21 protein-coding genes are annotated in these 16,932 nt (G+C 31.1%); all 21 read left to right on the forward strand.

What is annotated here, in order from left to right; all coding sequences use genetic code 11:
• The first annotated feature begins 78 nt into the window (after positions 1-78).
• The 21 genes from ACJDUH_RS14490 (at position 79) to ACJDUH_RS14590 (ending at position 16,729) form a co-directional block, all read left to right on the forward strand.
• Positions 79-756, forward strand: a complete 678-nt coding sequence (locus ACJDUH_RS14490; RefSeq protein WP_406765923.1) for a hypothetical protein — start codon at positions 79-81, stop codon at positions 754-756.
• Positions 757-926: 170 nt separating this feature from the next.
• The gene (locus ACJDUH_RS14495) at positions 927-1,613 is read left to right on the forward strand and encodes an HAD family hydrolase (RefSeq protein ID WP_406765924.1); all 687 of its coding nucleotides are present in this window, start codon (positions 927-929) and stop codon (positions 1,611-1,613) included.
• A gap of 486 nt (positions 1,614-2,099) precedes the next feature.
• The gene (gene fmt, locus ACJDUH_RS14500) at positions 2,100-3,053 is read left to right on the forward strand and encodes a methionyl-tRNA formyltransferase (protein WP_406765925.1); all 954 of its coding nucleotides are present in this window, start codon (positions 2,100-2,102) and stop codon (positions 3,051-3,053) included.
• 405 nt (positions 3,054-3,458) lie between these two features.
• A complete protein-coding gene (locus ACJDUH_RS14505) occupies positions 3,459-4,058 on the forward strand; it encodes a hypothetical protein (protein ID WP_406765926.1) in 600 nt (199 codons plus the stop codon).
• A gap of 131 nt (positions 4,059-4,189) precedes the next feature.
• Positions 4,190-4,522: a hypothetical protein gene (locus ACJDUH_RS14510; protein ID WP_406765927.1), complete on the forward strand. Its 333-nt coding sequence runs from the start codon at positions 4,190-4,192 to the stop codon at positions 4,520-4,522.
• 476 nt (positions 4,523-4,998) lie between these two features.
• Entirely contained in the window at positions 4,999-5,235 is a 237-nt protein-coding gene (locus ACJDUH_RS14515; protein ID WP_406765928.1) for a helix-turn-helix transcriptional regulator, read from the forward strand.
• A complete protein-coding gene (gene def / locus ACJDUH_RS14520; RefSeq protein ID WP_406765929.1) occupies positions 5,236-5,688 on the forward strand; it encodes a peptide deformylase in 453 nt (150 codons plus the stop codon).
• 392 nt (positions 5,689-6,080) lie between these two features.
• Entirely contained in the window at positions 6,081-6,695 is a 615-nt protein-coding gene (locus tag ACJDUH_RS14525; RefSeq protein ID WP_406765930.1) for a hypothetical protein, read from the forward strand.
• Positions 6,696-6,993: 298 nt separating this feature from the next.
• Positions 6,994-7,533: a hypothetical protein gene (locus ACJDUH_RS14530; protein ID WP_406765931.1), complete on the forward strand. Its 540-nt coding sequence runs from the start codon at positions 6,994-6,996 to the stop codon at positions 7,531-7,533.
• A gap of 167 nt (positions 7,534-7,700) precedes the next feature.
• Positions 7,701-8,018 (forward strand): TIGR04076 family protein, encoded by a 318-nt coding sequence (locus ACJDUH_RS14535; protein WP_406765932.1) that lies wholly within the window; start codon positions 7,701-7,703, stop codon positions 8,016-8,018.
• Between the two features lie 356 nt (positions 8,019-8,374).
• Positions 8,375-8,998 (forward strand): histidine phosphatase family protein, encoded by a 624-nt coding sequence (locus ACJDUH_RS14540; protein WP_406765933.1) that lies wholly within the window; start codon positions 8,375-8,377, stop codon positions 8,996-8,998.
• Positions 8,999-9,386: 388 nt separating this feature from the next.
• On the forward strand, positions 9,387-9,851 hold the full coding sequence (locus ACJDUH_RS14545) for a hypothetical protein (RefSeq protein WP_406765934.1): 465 nt from the start codon (positions 9,387-9,389) through the stop codon (positions 9,849-9,851).
• A gap of 470 nt (positions 9,852-10,321) precedes the next feature.
• The gene (locus ACJDUH_RS14550) at positions 10,322-10,528 is read left to right on the forward strand and encodes a hypothetical protein (RefSeq protein WP_406765935.1); all 207 of its coding nucleotides are present in this window, start codon (positions 10,322-10,324) and stop codon (positions 10,526-10,528) included.
• Between the two features lie 84 nt (positions 10,529-10,612).
• The gene (locus ACJDUH_RS14555; protein ID WP_406765936.1) at positions 10,613-10,792 is read left to right on the forward strand and encodes a hypothetical protein; all 180 of its coding nucleotides are present in this window, start codon (positions 10,613-10,615) and stop codon (positions 10,790-10,792) included.
• 65 nt (positions 10,793-10,857) lie between these two features.
• Entirely contained in the window at positions 10,858-11,115 is a 258-nt protein-coding gene (locus tag ACJDUH_RS14560) for a hypothetical protein (protein ID WP_406765937.1), read from the forward strand.
• Positions 11,116-11,533: 418 nt separating this feature from the next.
• The gene (locus ACJDUH_RS14565; protein WP_406765938.1) at positions 11,534-12,373 is read left to right on the forward strand and encodes a hypothetical protein; all 840 of its coding nucleotides are present in this window, start codon (positions 11,534-11,536) and stop codon (positions 12,371-12,373) included.
• A gap of 149 nt (positions 12,374-12,522) precedes the next feature.
• Positions 12,523-13,389, forward strand: coding sequence for an alpha/beta hydrolase (locus tag ACJDUH_RS14570; RefSeq protein WP_406765939.1), 867 nt, complete (start codon positions 12,523-12,525; stop codon positions 13,387-13,389).
• Positions 13,390-13,648: 259 nt separating this feature from the next.
• Positions 13,649-14,605 carry an alpha/beta fold hydrolase gene (locus tag ACJDUH_RS14575; RefSeq protein ID WP_406765940.1) on the forward strand — a complete coding sequence of 319 codons (957 nt, stop codon included), beginning with the start codon at positions 13,649-13,651 and terminating at the stop codon, positions 14,603-14,605.
• Positions 14,606-14,950: 345 nt separating this feature from the next.
• Positions 14,951-15,568 (forward strand): DivIVA domain-containing protein, encoded by a 618-nt coding sequence (locus ACJDUH_RS14580; RefSeq protein WP_406765941.1) that lies wholly within the window; start codon positions 14,951-14,953, stop codon positions 15,566-15,568.
• 235 nt (positions 15,569-15,803) lie between these two features.
• Entirely contained in the window at positions 15,804-16,325 is a 522-nt protein-coding gene (locus ACJDUH_RS14585) for a 2'-5' RNA ligase family protein (protein ID WP_406765942.1), read from the forward strand.
• 41 nt (positions 16,326-16,366) lie between these two features.
• Positions 16,367-16,729 carry a hypothetical protein gene (locus ACJDUH_RS14590; protein WP_406765943.1) on the forward strand — a complete coding sequence of 121 codons (363 nt, stop codon included), beginning with the start codon at positions 16,367-16,369 and terminating at the stop codon, positions 16,727-16,729.
• The last annotated feature ends 203 nt before the right edge of the window (positions 16,730-16,932 follow it).

The following is a 16,932-nucleotide window of genomic DNA, read 5'->3' on the forward strand; positions in this document are numbered from 1 at the left end:
ACGAGACGTTAGGCGACAGATAAGTATCTAATAGATAAATAACTTATTTAATAATAAGCAGTATGTGGGGTGCATTTTATGGAAACATTACTTGGAGCTATACTGTTAGCTTTAGATTTTATTTTTTCAATATTCCTGTTTTTCGCTGGGGGATACGCATTTTACGGTATTTTAAATAAGTTGTGGGGAAAAAAGGAACAAATTCTAATAATCCCACCATTCTTAACTTTTAGATTTGCTTCTTTCTTTGTATTTCAGAATATTATTTTCATTATAATGTGTAGGTATCTTCTATTATTTAATGCTAACGAAATTAATGATAAAAATATTCAGGTTTTAATTTACATTCTTATAGTTACTTTAATAATAGGACTAATCATGTCATTATGCTCGTATACTCAATTCTATAAAGATAGAATATATAGAAGAAGCGTAAGCCATATGTTTAAACTTCAAAAATATTCTTATGGAGAAATAAGTGAAGTAAGAGTTAATACATTTAGAGGTGCTAGAGGTATAATATTCCTAAGATATTATGTAATATTCAATAATAAAACTAAAATAAACTTAAATACAATGGAACTCCATAAAGGGGGATTTGGGACTAAGAAAGTTACTAAATTTAATGATATTATGAATATCGAAAAAAATATATCAGAAAGAGTTCCACACTTTATATCAGAGGATGCAGTTTATGAATTAGAGAAATATTATGTGTATTTAAAATCTGATACTCATAAAAAATTTAGAATTTGATAAACTCGAGTGGATACCGCCGCGTAGCAAAAAATTCCCATGTGTTTTAGCCTGAGAATATGGATAAAACACATTCCTTCGCCAAGCGCGTCGCGCTAGGGTCATGAATGTCTTGAATTGGAAACGTTAGGCGAAAGACATATAAGTATGATAATTTAGAGGTAAATTATATGGAAAACCAATTTCAAGTTGAATTAATAATTTTTGATATGGACGGATTAATGTTTGATACAGAAAAGATATCATATATAGGCTGGAAGGAAGCAGCAATTAAATACAATTATGAAATAGATGAAGGATTATTTCAGAAAACATTAGGAGCAAATCTAATCAGAACAAAGGAGATATATTTGAATTTTTTTGGAGAAAAATTTCCCTTTGAAGAAATCAAAAATGAAAGAGTTAAAATAGCAGAAGATATCATAAAAACAAAAGGTATTCCAATAAAAAGGGGACTTTATGAACTGCTAAATTATTTAAGTCAGAGTAATATAAAAATGGCAGTTGCAACATCAACGAGTAGGAAAAGAGCAACTGATTTATTAAAGTTAGCTAAAGTTGATTATATCTTTGATTATATACTATGTGGAGATGAAATTATAAATTCAAAGCCTAATCCCGAAATATTTTTAAAAGTTGCGAATAAATTTCAATGTCCACCAAAGAAATGCTTAGTATTAGAAGATTCAGAAGTAGGAATAATTGCAGCATCTAAAGCTGGGATGCTGCCTATTATGATTCCAGATATGAAAAAACCAATTGACGATATACAGAAACTTATTTTTAGAAAGATGGATTGCTTGATGGATGTAAAATTATTCCTAGAAGAGTCTAGTAGCAACACGTCCATCGCCTAACAATGCACTCAAGTTTGCTTTGACTAGCTAGGGTCAAGCCTTCGATGAAGCCAAAGCACATTCCTTCACCGGTGCAAGCACGCCAATGTGGTATTCCTATTAGGTCCGGTTCAGGAACGTCTTGAGTGCGAGAACGTTAGATGAAATCCTGTTGAAGTGAGTGCTAATTTAAGGTGAATTTTTGACAAACGAGTATTTGATATTGAAATTTAATGCATAACAATATTATTAAAAATATTAAGAGGTAAATCAATGAATAAGACTTTATCTAACAAAATACTCCCTTCCGCTGCGCACATTTGTCAGCCTAAGATAAGAGCTATCTAAGGCAGGCAAACGTCGGGAGTACGAGACGTTAGTAGAAAAGTCATGTTTTATAAGGTCGCTCGCCGTTATAGGAATAATATGTATAATCAGATTTGGTGTAATATGATATAGTTAACAAACTTTTAAGTACTTTTTATATATTGCAAGGAGGAAGTAGTATTGAAGATAGTTTTTATGGGAACTCCAGATTTTGCAGTTCCTTCATTAGAAAAATTGGAGGAAAAATTTGGTATAAGCGCAATTGTAACACAGCCCGATAAACCAAGCGGAAGAGGAAATAAAGTAACAATTTCACCGATTAAAGAGGCGGGATTATCACTTAAGATTCCAATTTTTCAACCTGAAAAGATAAGAAAGGAACCTGAAATTATAGATAAATTAAAAGAAATTGCACCTGACTTTATTGTTGTAGTAGCATATGGTCAAATTATACCTAAGCAAATACTTGATATGCCTAGATACGGATGCATTAATTTACATGCATCCTTACTTCCAAAGTATAGGGGTTCGTCACCAATAAACTGGACATTAATAAATGGTGAGCATAAAACTGGCAATACCACTATTTTAATGGATACCGGTATAGATACAGGTGATATACTCTTGAAAAACGAGGTAAATATTTCTGAATTTATGTCAGCAGGCGAATTGTATAACATTTTAAAAATAAGCGGTGCTGAGCTATTAGTCGAAACAATAAACGGAATTGTCAAAGATAATATCAGTAGAGTAAAACAACAGGATGATGAAAATTCTTATGTACAATTGCTGGATAAACAGATAGCAAAAATAAATTGGTATGATAGTAGTATTAATATACACAATCTAATAAGAGGACTAAGTGCGTGGCCGTATAAAAATATGAATTCATGGCCGACTGCGTATACTAATTTTAAAGATAACCAAATTAAAATATATAAATCAAAGTCATTAAGTATAAAAACTGTAGAACCACCTGGATATATCATTGATGCAAATAATGATGGAATTGCTGTAGCTACTAAGGACGGGGTTCTTGTTATTGAAGTATTACAGTTTCCTGGAGGGAAGCCTCTTCTAGTCAAGGAATTTTTAAAAGGTAATAAAATAGAGAAAGGTAGTATCTTATCATAATTATGATTATCAATTGGTAAATACATATCGAATTTACAAAGTATTAAACATGACTCATCTACAAACAATCCATTCCAGTTCACTACGCACAACCCCCAGCCTAACCGAGTCGGAGCAACTCTTAGCCAAGATAGGAGTTATCTACGGCTGAGAGCCACTCCTGTAAGGCTGGGGGTCGTCGGAAATAGGAGAGCGTTATCTGAAAAGCTATATTTACTAAAAAATATCAACGTAATGTAGAAAGTTCCTTAGGTCAGATTGGTAAGATTAGACTTAGCTATTTAGATATATAAATATTCAAATATTTGCTGGTTCTATGTGGGTTCAGCGTGGATTCTATAAACTGACTTAAAACGGAATCGTATTTTATGACGAATCAGAAGCATGGATAGAGGAGTTTAATTTATGGGGAAACAAACCAAGAAATATCTTTTAATTGTAACCATAGGGGTAATATTAATATTCAGTTTGTTTTGGACAGAAGGATTTGGCATTGCTCCGAAATACCAATATGGGAAAACTGTAGAACAAGCCTTAAACTTTTGGTATCAAAGAGGACAATCAAACATAGGATTGCTTAAGGCAATATCCACTATTGACATCAGTAATAATAAAAAATTGGTATTTTATGAGACTACTAATCACACTCTGTCTGTTGGATTAGTGATGAAGAAATGGAATAATAAATGGGTAGTTGTAGGACAGGGAGGAGATGTACCATTTGATAATAGCACTCAACAAAGCGCTAACTCAAAATCAAATTTATCATTCCAATGGTATAATCTAAGCGAGTTTGGTGTTACTTTCGGAGTTATTTATGACCCAAATATAGAAACTATAACAGTAGGGGGAAAGGATGCAACTCTACTAAACAAGAATACTAATAGATATATTTGGTACTATACCGATAAGAGCTATCTTGGGAATGGAGATTTAAAACCAATTTTAGATGTTAAGGCGTATAGCAAATCAGGTAACTTAATTTATAGTTATTATCCTCAATAATAACATTTGATAAGTCGCAATTTTCTTTAAAGCTTCATCAATTATATAGTGATTAATGAAGAATGGTAAATTAGACCGAACCTATCCTTTTTTCTCTAGTGCATAAAAATAAATCTGGTGGAGGTAAACAAATGCGAGGCATTATAAAAGGAAAACGTTTAAAAATTAAATTATTGGCTACATTGCTAATCGCAGCAGTCCTATCGTTGACAGGTTATGAACTTTGGTTACATTACCCAGCTGTAACTCCTGAAGTTGCTGTAGTTAAGTATTGCAAAGCGAAATCCTTAACACTTTCTCAGCAGAATTTTAAAGTGAAGAAAACTGAAATTATAGACCCAGTCTATGGGAACCAGTTTATTGTTAGCGGTGTAACAGGAGAATTTGGTTCGGATCTTCCATTCTTTTATCTAAAGAATAACGCTAATGGATGGAAGGTTATAAGTGCTGGAACTGGTCCTTAAGAAAATAATGATATAGCTGTCATTCTCTTTCGTCCTCTTCATATATGATGTCTTAAGTAATTGTTTATTTGGCAATCTTTTCGGATGAAAAAAGTGCTTAACATAGCTCATCAAATAACAAAATTTTGCCGTCCGCCTTGGTAGGTGGATTTTTTTATATAGATATGTGTAAATTTATGGTTTGTAATCCATATAAAGGTTAGAGACAGGTGGCTTACCAAGGCACATTCCTTCACCGGCGCAAGCGAAGCCAAGGGGTATTCCTTTAGGGTCCGGTTCAGGAACGTCGGCAATACGAAACGTTATCTGAAAAGCTATGTTTACTAAAATATATCAACGTAATGTAGAAAGTTTCTTAGGTTTTATTGTAAACTAAGATGAAGTTTATTTAATATATCATGTAAGGTTGACTTGACATCAAATTTAAGTAATATTATATTAATAATGTAAGGTAAACATTACAGGAGTGATATTTAATGAAAAATAAATTAAAACAATTTCGTGAAGATTTGGGGCTAACCCAAGAACAATTAGGTGAACTTGTAGGTGTATCAAGACAAGCAATTAATGCTATTGAAACAGAAAAGTTTGAACCATCTATATGGTTAGCTTATGATATTGCTAAAGTATTCTGTAGTACCATAGAGGAAGTTTTTCTTTTTGAAGGAAGTGAAAGAAAATCAAGAGCTGAGCAAAGCAGGGGTGTGGTTTAAATGGCATTAAGGCAAATTAGAATGTTCGATGATGTAATATTAAGGAAAAAGAGCAAGATAGTTGAAGTTGTAGATGATAAAATAAGACAAGTATTAAATGATATGGCTGATACTATGTATAACACAGAAAATGGTGGAGGGTTAGCTGCTCCACAAATAGGCATATTGAAGCGATTGGTTGTAATCGATATGGGACATGGACTTATAAAATTAGTAAACCCAAAGATAATTGGACAAGAAGGAACACAAGAAGTTGTAGAGGGTTGTTTGAGCATTCCAAATAAATGGGGAAAGTTAATAAGACCTGAGAAGGTAACAGTACAAGCCTTAAATGAAAATGGAGAGGAAATTAAATTGACAGGTACAGGAGATTTAGCAAAATGTTTCTGCCATGAAATAGACCATTTAGAAGGTATACTTTTTACTGATTTAGTTACCGAATATTTAAAGTGATATCATTTAATATTACTATTGAATTTAGTGAACAATTTTCTTATATGATGACCTTAAGTAATCGTTTATTAATAAATTTTTGGCATAAAAAGTGCTTAACATAACTCATCAGATAACAAAATGTTGCCGTCCGCCTTGGTAGGTGGATTTTTTTATATAGAAGGGTGTAAGAATATGGTTTATAATCTATATATAGGTTGAAAATGAGCGGCTTACCAAGGCATATTCCTTTACCGGCGTAAGCGCAGCCAGGATGTATTCCTCTGGTGTCCGGTTCAGGAACGTCGGGAACACGAGACGTTATATGACATTGCACTTATGAAAGTTTTTATTTAAAAAGTTTTAAGAATTATATTATAAAGAAAGTCCTTACAAAATTGGAGGATATAAGAATGGCAAATAAAGAACAGTATAAATTAATTGTTCAACATATAACACTTATTTGGAGTAAAAGACACAGAGCAGCAATGTATGCAAGTGTAAGAGAAAAATATCCAAAAGAATTTGAAATACCAAAGGAATACTTTATACATAATAGAAGTTATGGATTCCCTATTCATGAAATAATAGCCGTGCAGCAAGACAAAGGTTTTGAAATTATGATGAATAAAATTAAGTTTAATCATTATGAAGGTTTAATTCGTTTAGGTGGAATTGATATTCTTCTAGATGAAAACCCTGTAAGTTTATATTATAGATACTCTACGAATAGTTGCGGAGCACCAATAAGATATGATAAGAAAAATAATTTGCTAAATGAGAAAGCATTTGAGTTAAACACTGGAGATTACGGAAGGGTTGTATATAATGGCCGTTTTTCAGATGTAGATACTGGTGAATGGATATATAAGAAACACATTGTTAATGCTTTCTTATCTCAAGAAAATAATCAAAAGATTTTTATTGAGCATTCCATCGATAAAAATTATGAGCAAATTGCACCAGTGACAGAAAAGAAGCAGTTGAAATATCCAATTTGCTTGAACAAAAATCGAGTAAGGGTTTGATTATAAAGTAAAGTAGCATACATTTTTCTAATAATGAGAAATAAATTGTATTTTTCTAAGTAGGCTCAGCTCAAAGTGCAGTTGCAAAAGCTGCGTATAACAATGCACTCAAGTCAGCTTTGGCTAATTAGGGTCAAGTCTTCCAAGAAGCAAAGCACATTCCTTCACCGGGCAAGCACGCAAAGGAGCATTTCTCTGGGGGCCGGTTCAGAAACGTCTTGAGTGCGAAACGTTAGGCGACATCTTTGCAGCTTGTAATGTAGTGGGATAAATAAGATTTATTTGTGGGAGAAAGATTATGAATGCATCGGAATTTTATTCCTTATATGATGAAAAGATAACTTCAAAGTTGATTGAATTAGGATTTACAAATAAAGGACAATCATTATTTTTAATTAACGATGACGGAATATTGGCACTGATTAAATCTAGTTATAGGGGGCTTCGGGTTGCACGAATCATGCTATGTTTTCGACACAAGTTTGAAAAGGATCTAAACGGAAAAGAGGATAATTACTATAGCACTAATCCTAATGACTATACATTTAAAGAATTACCTAAAGAATTACTTAATCAAAACATTTCAAAATGGCACTATAAACCAAGATATGTTGGAATGGGATATAACTATCAGGAACTGAATTATGAGAATGCTAATATTGTAGAAGTTCAAAAGGAATTAAATAATATTTTTTTGGTGACTTCTAACTGTGGTATAGCTTGGATGAACATACTTAATCCCCAAGAAGCATTGAAGCAGCTAAGAAAATATAATCAAAACGATGTTACTGAAATAGATTGGATACATGATTATGAAGACTATTTAAATTCTAGGTAATTTATTAATTAAAGTTTAGGCTTATGTGAAAGGACGTCGCCTAACAAAATACTCTGGAATCCAAACAAATATGGGTTACCTGTAAATTGATAAAGTAATTAGTACGGATTATTCTTATCTTCCGGCACAAAGTTATACTATGACGTACAAAATAAGGAGGAGAAATAATGGGAACAACAAAGTATTATGATGTAAAAATTACTGTTTTAAAAAAAATTGAGGTAGGAGATATTCATAAAGAATATGCTTCGGAAGGAGTCCATACTACTTGTTTAAAATACAAAGAAGGACAAGAATACATAACAAAAAATTGTAATAAACCTGAAGGATTTTGTAGCTGGGCTTGGGCAGGTATTCAAGATAAAGTGGTATTTTTAGCATTAGGACATGATTATCCATGGATTAAACAAAAAGGAACTGAAATTTTTTGCTGTGCTGATGGACTTCACCCAGTTCTTTATAAAGTTGAAAGAATAGAAATATAACCATTAAATATGTATTTAAATCTATACCGTATTCTAATTATAATGTAAAATACATTGAAAGAAATTCTTTGGAAAAATTAAACTCATATAGATAGTAAATGACCTGGAACATCAACTAACAAAATGTTGCCGTCCGCCTTGGTAGATGGATTTTTTATATATAACAGTGTAAAAATATGGACTTCAAATAGGTTAAAAAAGTGAGGTTCCAAGACACATTCCTTCACCGACGCAAGCGCAGCAAAGAGGTATTCCTCTGGGGTCCGGTTCAGGAACGCCAGCAACTACGAAACGTTATGTGAGATTAAATCGAATTTTTAGGTGTGAATCTATAAATTATATGGGGAAGGTAAAAAATGAATATATATATTATTAGACATGGAGAAACTAGGAAAGACCGCGTTTTCAATCTTGATGGGTATCCCGATGCCGAGTTAACGGAAATTGGGTTAAGACAAGCACATTTAACTGGAAAGCATCTTTCAAAAGTACGTTTTAATGCAATTTATTCTAGTGATTTAAAAAGAGCTGTACAAACTGCAGAAATAATATCAAGTTATCAACAAGAACTACAGTTAGAAATTGATAAACAAATTAGAGAAATTCATATGGGTATATTTCACACCACTTCTGAGGAGCAAATTAGAAAAGACCATCCAGAATTTTATAACGAATTCTTAAAAAAAGAAACAGATTTCAAATATCCTGAAGGAGAATCAGGTGAAGAAGTGCAAAAAAGGACATTAAATTTTTTAGAATCTATTAAGTTTAAAAAACTTGATAATGTATGTATTGTTTGCCATGGGGGAGTTATTAGGTCGGTAATTAGTCATTTTCTCGGATTACCACAATACAAGCGATTCAATTTATACCCGTTTAATTGTGGAATTAGTCTTATAAGATATGATGATGAAAATAATAATTTTAAAGTTATTTCAATAAATGAAATTTCACACTTAGATATTTATGCTACATTTTGATATTTTAGTAGGAAGAAATGTTGTTATTAATATAAAAGTGTCTTACAACTTCACATAACAATGCACTCTAGTTCGCTTTGGTTTGAGATTACAGCCAAAGCACATTCCTTCACCGGCGCAAGCGCAGCCAAGGGGTATTCCTCTGGGGTCCGGTTCAGGAAGGTCGGCAACACGAGACGTTATGTGAAATTTTAGAGCTAAGATAGTTTTGAGTACCAATTAAGGATATGTCGCAATGGTAGGATATTGTTCATTAAGGGTTGGTATTTATATAACCAATATATTTACAATGTTATTCTTTGCTAATTGTAAACTTTCGACTACTTCTAATCGTTTAATACATATATTAGAATAAGGCAGGTGATTATTAGTGAAAAAATGTTTATTGGTGTTATCTATATCAATATTAACTTTGGTTGGCTGTTCTCAACAAAAGTTAAATCAACAAACAAATTCAATAGGCTCTAAATCGACTGAAATTCCTATTACATTTAACGCTAATTCAAAAAAGAAAATTATAGTATTAAAGGATATTGAAAAATTGTTTATAAACCAAAAGATTAATTTGGTTAAAAAAGATGTAGAGCAATCCGATTTCAATAGATTAATGCAAAAATACCCTACTGAATACTATCTTAACGGTGATAAGAACCAAGTGTTAAAAATCTATGTTTTTAATTCCCAAGATGAAAGGGTTAAGGCAAAAACAGAGTACAATAATAAAACTGCTGCAATGAATATGACTTATCGTGAGATATATGAAGTTAAGAATATAATGGTATTTTTAATAGCAGGAGATAGCAAAAATGAGTGCTATCAAAAGGTATCAACGATGGTACAGGGATTAAAGTAAATCTATAACTGTATATAGACAAGTTTCATACGTCATTAAAGACTTTAATTTAAGAATTTAATGCACAATCTTCTAATAATGTAAACTATATTGAAAGTATTTCTTTGGGAAAATCCACGCATATAGATAGTAAGAGCTCTAAAACATCACATAACAAAATTTTACCGTCCACCTTGGTAGGTGGATTTTTAACATAGGTATGTGTAAATTTATGGATTATAATCTATATATAGGTTAAAAGTAGGTGTCTAGCCAAGGCATATACCTTCACCGGTGCAAGCAAGCAAATGGGTATTACTCTAGGGCCCGATTCAGGAACGTCGGCAACACGACACGTTATGTTAAATTTTAGAGCTAAGGAAGTTTTGATTACGCTTTAGTGCATTTAATGCAAAGGGGAACTTCAACTGTAAAGTAATATGAATAAATGAATTGATATATAAGTAAATATTATAAAGGGGTGAAGACAAATGTATGAGCGTATAATAGGTGGGATTATATTAATTACATTTAGCATTGTTTTATTAACTCAACCATGGCAGTTATTTGTAAGAAATGGTTCACTAATGGTTAATCAGGTTAAGTCAAAAGCCATATATGTAAAATCATTAAGATTGTTAGGGGCTACTTTTTTAATTTTAGGTATAGTAATCGTATGCAGTATATTAATTGTTTAATTTAGAATTTAACTAACAAACAATATTGCGTCGCAATTATAAAATATGGTGAACTAATCACCAATATAGGAAGGTGTATTTCGAATGGAAATTAACATTCTTACAGTTATTGCCACCATCGTTAATTTTGCTCTTTTATTTGCTATCATAATAGTATTATTTAAAGCAATAAAAGGTATTAAAAATTTTATTAATAGGAACAAAGAGTTAGATAAAAAGGTAGAGATTATTTTAAGTAAATTAGATGAAAAGGATAATAAATAATAAACTAATTACAACGGAATATGCTTAGATGGCGAAACAAACTGCTGGACGAGGGGAGCTTTATTTTGTTTAATGTAATAAATAAGTATAAAGTATCAATTTTATGGACATTAAGTATAACGATTTTTATTATCTGTGTAATTATTGCTCAGTTTAAGCCATTCACTAATAAAGGTTCTGGAGTAATAATGTGGTTTACATTTAATTCTGCTTTACTTGCAATGCTTCTTTCTGCTTTGAAGAAAGGAAGTAAATTTAGAATTATATTTTGTATTTCAAGCATGGCATATATCACTTATAAAGTAATTTTACGATTTATATAGTACAGGTTATATCTATAACAAGGTTCGCAACTTTCTTATATTACGAAAGACATAATTTGATATTTATAGCACAAACCTACGCATATAGATAGTTAAAGCTCTAAAACATCACATAACAAAATTTTGCCGTTCGCCTTGGTAGGTGGATTTTTTTTATATAGAAGGGTGTAAGAATATGGTTTATAATCTATATATAGGTTGAAAATAAGTGGCTTACCAAGGCACATTCCTTCACCGGAACAAGCGCATCCAAGGAGTATTCCTCTTGGGTCCGCTTCAGGAACGTCGGCAAAACGGAACGTTAGCTGAAAGAATATGCTGAGATTAATTAGATTACATTAAAAAAGGTTTAATTTAGCAACAAAGAGAAATTAGTATTAAACTTATAACCTTAATAATAAATTAAGAGGGGGTTTAAATGAAATATTTTCAATCAATCTCATTCATATTTGAGATATTCTTTCTGATTATAATAATTACTTTAGGTATATTATATTCACTAAATATCATAAAAGATGAGAAAAGTTGGTTAAAATCTGGTAAAGTCTATAAGATAATCATAGAGATTATAGCACGTGTGGCTATATTTTTGCTGCTCATTTATTGGGGTTATGTCTCCCTACTACCTCGTGTTATTGACATACCTAAATTAATAACAGGAAGGCTAACTAATATAACTGGCTATCCTTTTTTTGGTGATAGAGGAAGTAAAGATCTTTTTGAACATATCTATATTAATGGAACTGAACTTAATTTTTTCATTGATTCAGGTATAAAAAGTAGGGAAATATACAAAGTGTCTTATCTTCCTAAATCCCATAGGGCAATTATGATTGAAAAAGCAGATCCAAGTGTGACTTATGATAAACAGGTTGGAGTTCCATGGCAGACTATTCTTGGTATTTTATATATGCTGCTTGTAGTATTACTATTTAATAAGTATGCATTTTGGTTTTTAGGAGTTGGAAGCTTAATATATTATCCTCTTAATATTTATTTTTATTACAGCTATGGGAAATCCAAGGGAGCATGGCTTCCAAATAATAATGATGCCTTGGTAAATATAATAGGTGGCTTAGGTTTTTTATTGATGATTTTAGTGCTTTACTTAATTGAAAAACTATTAAAGCATCGATTTCCAGTCTCATATGTATCAAAGTTTGGTGATTCAAAAGACTCATACATAACTAAATATATGTCTCATATGACTGTTTTTGTTTATATTCTATTAACCTTAAGCTACTTAAAATTAATTTAATATGATATACGAATAGCATTGGTATGGGTACATATTCCATCAGCTAACAAAATACTTCAGTTCGTTCTGGGCTTATCGGCGTTTTGAACAAGAAACGTTAGGTGAAATCTTATGAATACTAAAAAGTATAAATTTTTTTGGAGAAAAATATGAAAGAGATTTATATAGATAATAAAGGTATCAAAGCAAGAATACACGAGTGGGGAAATGAAAAAAATCCAACAATCATATGTCTTCATGGATTAGGAAGTACAAGCCTTAGCTTTATTGAGTTAGCACATCTACTGAAAAATAAATATCATATTATTTCAATAGACTTACCAGGACATGGGAAAACGCCTCAATTCTTAAGATCAGAAGATTATGAAATGCCTAGTATGATTAGATGGATTGATAAAATTATTTCTCACATAACAGAAGGTAGTTTCTATTTATTAGCGCATTCTTGGGGTGCAGACATTGCACTTCATTATCTAGCTGCATATCCTTCAAAAGTGATGAAGACTATGCTATTAGATGGTGGATACTATTTAAAGAATGAGTGGTATGCTTATCAGACTTCAATATCAGGTAGCACTTATTCAATGCAGAACGAAATTGATTATTATATTAAGGATTTTGACCAATATTGTTTTGATACTTTAGAAGAACACATTAATGTTGAAAAGAGTAACTATAATAGATGGTCTTCTCTATTAGAAGAAGCTGCAAAGGATTTAATTAGAGTAGAGGATGGTAAATATAAGTATCATGCTAATAGCTTTACTTCAACAGGTGCCATAAAATCAATGTACCTCTATCCAACTGATTCTATATATGAAAAGCTGCCAAGTTCAATATATTTATTGAGAAGTACGCAGCCAGATACAATGAATGAATATAGAGAGACTCTAGCCGAAAAATTTAAGAATGGTACTGGTTCAAAGGTAAGATTGATTGATGAAGCAGGTCATTTGATTCACTGGGATAAACCTAAAAATGTAGCTGTAGAGATATTAAATTGGTTTAGAGTGTAACGTGTAAAAGAGCTTACTCTTGGACTTCACCTAACAAAAAATTTCCGTACAGCTTGTCTTGAAAAGACAGCCAAGCTACACCTGCGACACTAAGCCAGGTCTGGCTAAGTGTTTCGGCGTCGGAAATTCGAGACGTTATCTGAAATTTTGGTCTATGGAAGTTTAGGTTTACGATTTAGTGATCTTTGTTTTTATTGGTAAAAGAGTAAGTTACAATTGTAATTATAGATATCATAAAGAGAAAAGGAGAATTGGAATTATGAAAAATAAGTCAAAGAGGTTAATTTATATTGAGGAATATGTATCAATTAATGGTATTGATCAATATCTATTTCATTCTGGTACAAAGTACGATAATCCAGTAATGTTGTTTTTACATGGTGGTCCTGGTAGTGTTGAATCATTATTTGCACATGCTTTTCAAGAAAAATGGGAAAATATTTTTACAATAGTTCATTGGGACCAACGTGGCTCTGGAAAAACTCTTATTAAGAATCTAGATAAATATCCTACAATTGATTTGATGATAAAAGATTTGTTTGAAATTATTCAATATCTTAAGAAAAAATATAATCAACAAAAGATTATTATACTTGGACATTCTTGGGGAAGCGTCTTAGGAAGTATGTTTATAAAGAAATATCCTGAAGAAGTAGCTTATTATATAGGAGTTGGGCAAGTTATTAGTATGCTTGAAAATGAGCGTGTGGGCTATGAAAAAGTTAAGGAATTAATTTTACAGGCAAATGATAAGAAATCTCTTGAAAAGCTAGAAGCTGTAGGTGATTATCCTGGAGATAAGTTTGATAGTCAATCTTGGAATAATTGTGGAAAAATTCGTAGACTTCAAGGTAAATATAACTTAGCTGTTAAAATGGATCTTTCCATAATTATAACTGTACTTAGAAGTCCTATTTTTAAGTTATCAGACATTTCTCCCTTGATAAAAGGTTTTAAAGCAAACAAAAAAATAATAGATTTTTTAGGAGTGTTTGACTTAAATACAGAATCAGTAGAATATGAAGTGCCAATTTATTATATTTTAGGGGGGAATGACTGGCAAACACCATATGTTATTGCTCAAGAATACTTTAGTAAAATCAATGCACCATATAAAAAGTTTTATTTAGTACCTAATGCTGGTCATATGACAATGCTAGATCAACCTCAATTATTTTTTGAAGCACTATTAGAAATTAATAATAAAGAGATATAAGACTATAATAGTAAGTAAATCGCTATAGTAAAAGTTGAAAAATAAATAATTATTAATAATGAGGAGAAATTACGGTGGTTTCATCCTAATTTTTCGCATATTGTAAATTTGATGGAAAGAATTACAAGAGAAAACAAACGCATATAGACAGTAAGAGAGCAAAACATCAGATAACAAAATACTCCAGCTCGCTTTGCATGAAAAGACTGCAAAGCACACCTGCGAGCCTAAGAAAAGAGCTTTCTAAGGCTCTCGCCGTCTGGAATACGAGACGTTATGCGAAAGCTGAGTTTAGAATGAGCAAATATTTTATTTTTTAATGCTACAAGAGGGAGATAATTAGAGATGCAAATAATAAATAAGTATATGAGTGATTTTCCGGATTTTAATCTTGAGTGTCAGAGATTAATTGGTAAAGGATATAAAACTTATAACTTTGATATCAATATATCGTTGAATGAAAACACTTCAAGTACAGTAATCACAGTTCTAATGGAAGATTCTAATGGAAAGCGCATATGCTTAACTCAATGTAAAAAAGAAAATGAGAGTGAAGAATTTGAACCAATTAAAAAGAAGCTTGTATCAGTGTGTGCAGAAATAAAATTGTCAAGAGAAGAAGTAATAGTTAAAGAGTTTAAGAAAAGTTTTAAAGGGTATGATTGTAATGAAGTAGATACATTTTTAGATTTAGTTGCAGAGGATTACAATCAAATTGAGAAATTAGTAAACATATCTCAACTTAATGGTGTAAGTAAAATAGAAGAGGTTAAGTTAAGACAAAACGATACTACACATAATTTATATAATTTAAAAGTAAAATTATATAAATTAGAAAATATAAATAAAGAATTTAAGAAGAATTTTAGGGGTTATGACTGTGATGAAGTAGATAGGTTTTTAAATTTAATTGTAGAGGATTATAGTCAATTTAGGAAAACATTAAGTGAGTTAGAGGAATAAATATTCAAAATCGCAAGCCTTCGCATAACAACGCATTGCCATTCGGCTTGGCTTAAAAAAATAGCCAAGCCACACCTGCGACCCTAAGCCAAGTCTGGCTAAGGGGCTCGGCGTTGGCAATGCAATACGTTAACTGAAATCCTTCGGAAGAGATTACAAATATTAAGAGAAATTTAAATCGAAAGCAGGCTGTATTGCATTAGTAATACTATATAAATAAAAAGGTGAGCTAAAAATGTTAAAAAGATGTATTATGATATTTCCTAAATTCAATAATGGACAGATAATTGATAAAATTAGAGATCAATGTGACCCTCTTGCTAATCATGTAAGACCGCATATAACTCTTGTATTTCCTTTTGACAGTGATACAAAAACTACTGAACTAAAAGAACATATCTCAACTGTATTATCAAATATAACTCCGTTTGAAATTTTTCTTAATGGAATAACACCAACAAATAATTTCGGAAAATATTTATTTCTTAATATTCAAAAGGGTAGTGAAGAAATCATTGAAATACATAAAAGATTATATACAGGTATTTTAGAAAACTATTTTCCAGACTGGCTAAAGGGTAAAACGTTTCTACCACATATGACTATTGGAAATTTTGATAATGAAGAAAAGTTTCAAATTGCAATTAAAGATACAAGAAATATTACTGATTCTTTTAAAACTATTGTCAATGAAATAAGTGTAGAAATCATTGATGAAAATGAAGATTCCATTATAGAACTTAATATTCCTTTTTAATAAATATTTTTATTTATAATTTATTTTGGAACAGTAATTAAATGCAACTAATAAATAATCATCAGAGTGTAAAAATCAAAGATAAATTTGTATTGAAAGGTGATAATATGGATTCCAAAACAATTAATGAATTAGTAAAACAATTTAACAATAACAAGAAACACTGGAATGTAATTGTTGAGTCCATGATTAAAGATGGTATTTTGACTGAATCAAAACTGAATACTATTCCTAATGATGTCTGGTCTTGGGCAAAAAGATGTATTTCAGATTCTGATGAAATTCTAATTAAGTGGTTTAATAGTAATATTCCAGCCTTTTATGGAGACAAGCCTGTTGATATTATAAGGCTTGTCAATGGTGAATATGTACTTAAAGAACTGATGTTGAGTTTGCCTAATTAACAATATATAGAAAATTAAATTATAGTTTTTAGGACACATTATTCTTTTATTCTTCATAAAGAAGTTTTGGAACTGTGATAATTTCAAGTTTATCAGTGCCAGACTTCAGTTAACAATGCATTCCCGTCCGATACGCACATCCTCCAGCCTAACCGAGGCCAAGTAGCTCAAATATTAAGTTAAGAGCTATCTAAGAATTTGAG

The sequence above is a fragment of the Candidatus Clostridium radicumherbarum genome (assembly GCF_045310525.1).
GTDB classification, from domain to species: Bacteria; Bacillota; Clostridia; order Clostridiales; family Clostridiaceae; genus Clostridium_AT; species Clostridium_AT radicumherbarum.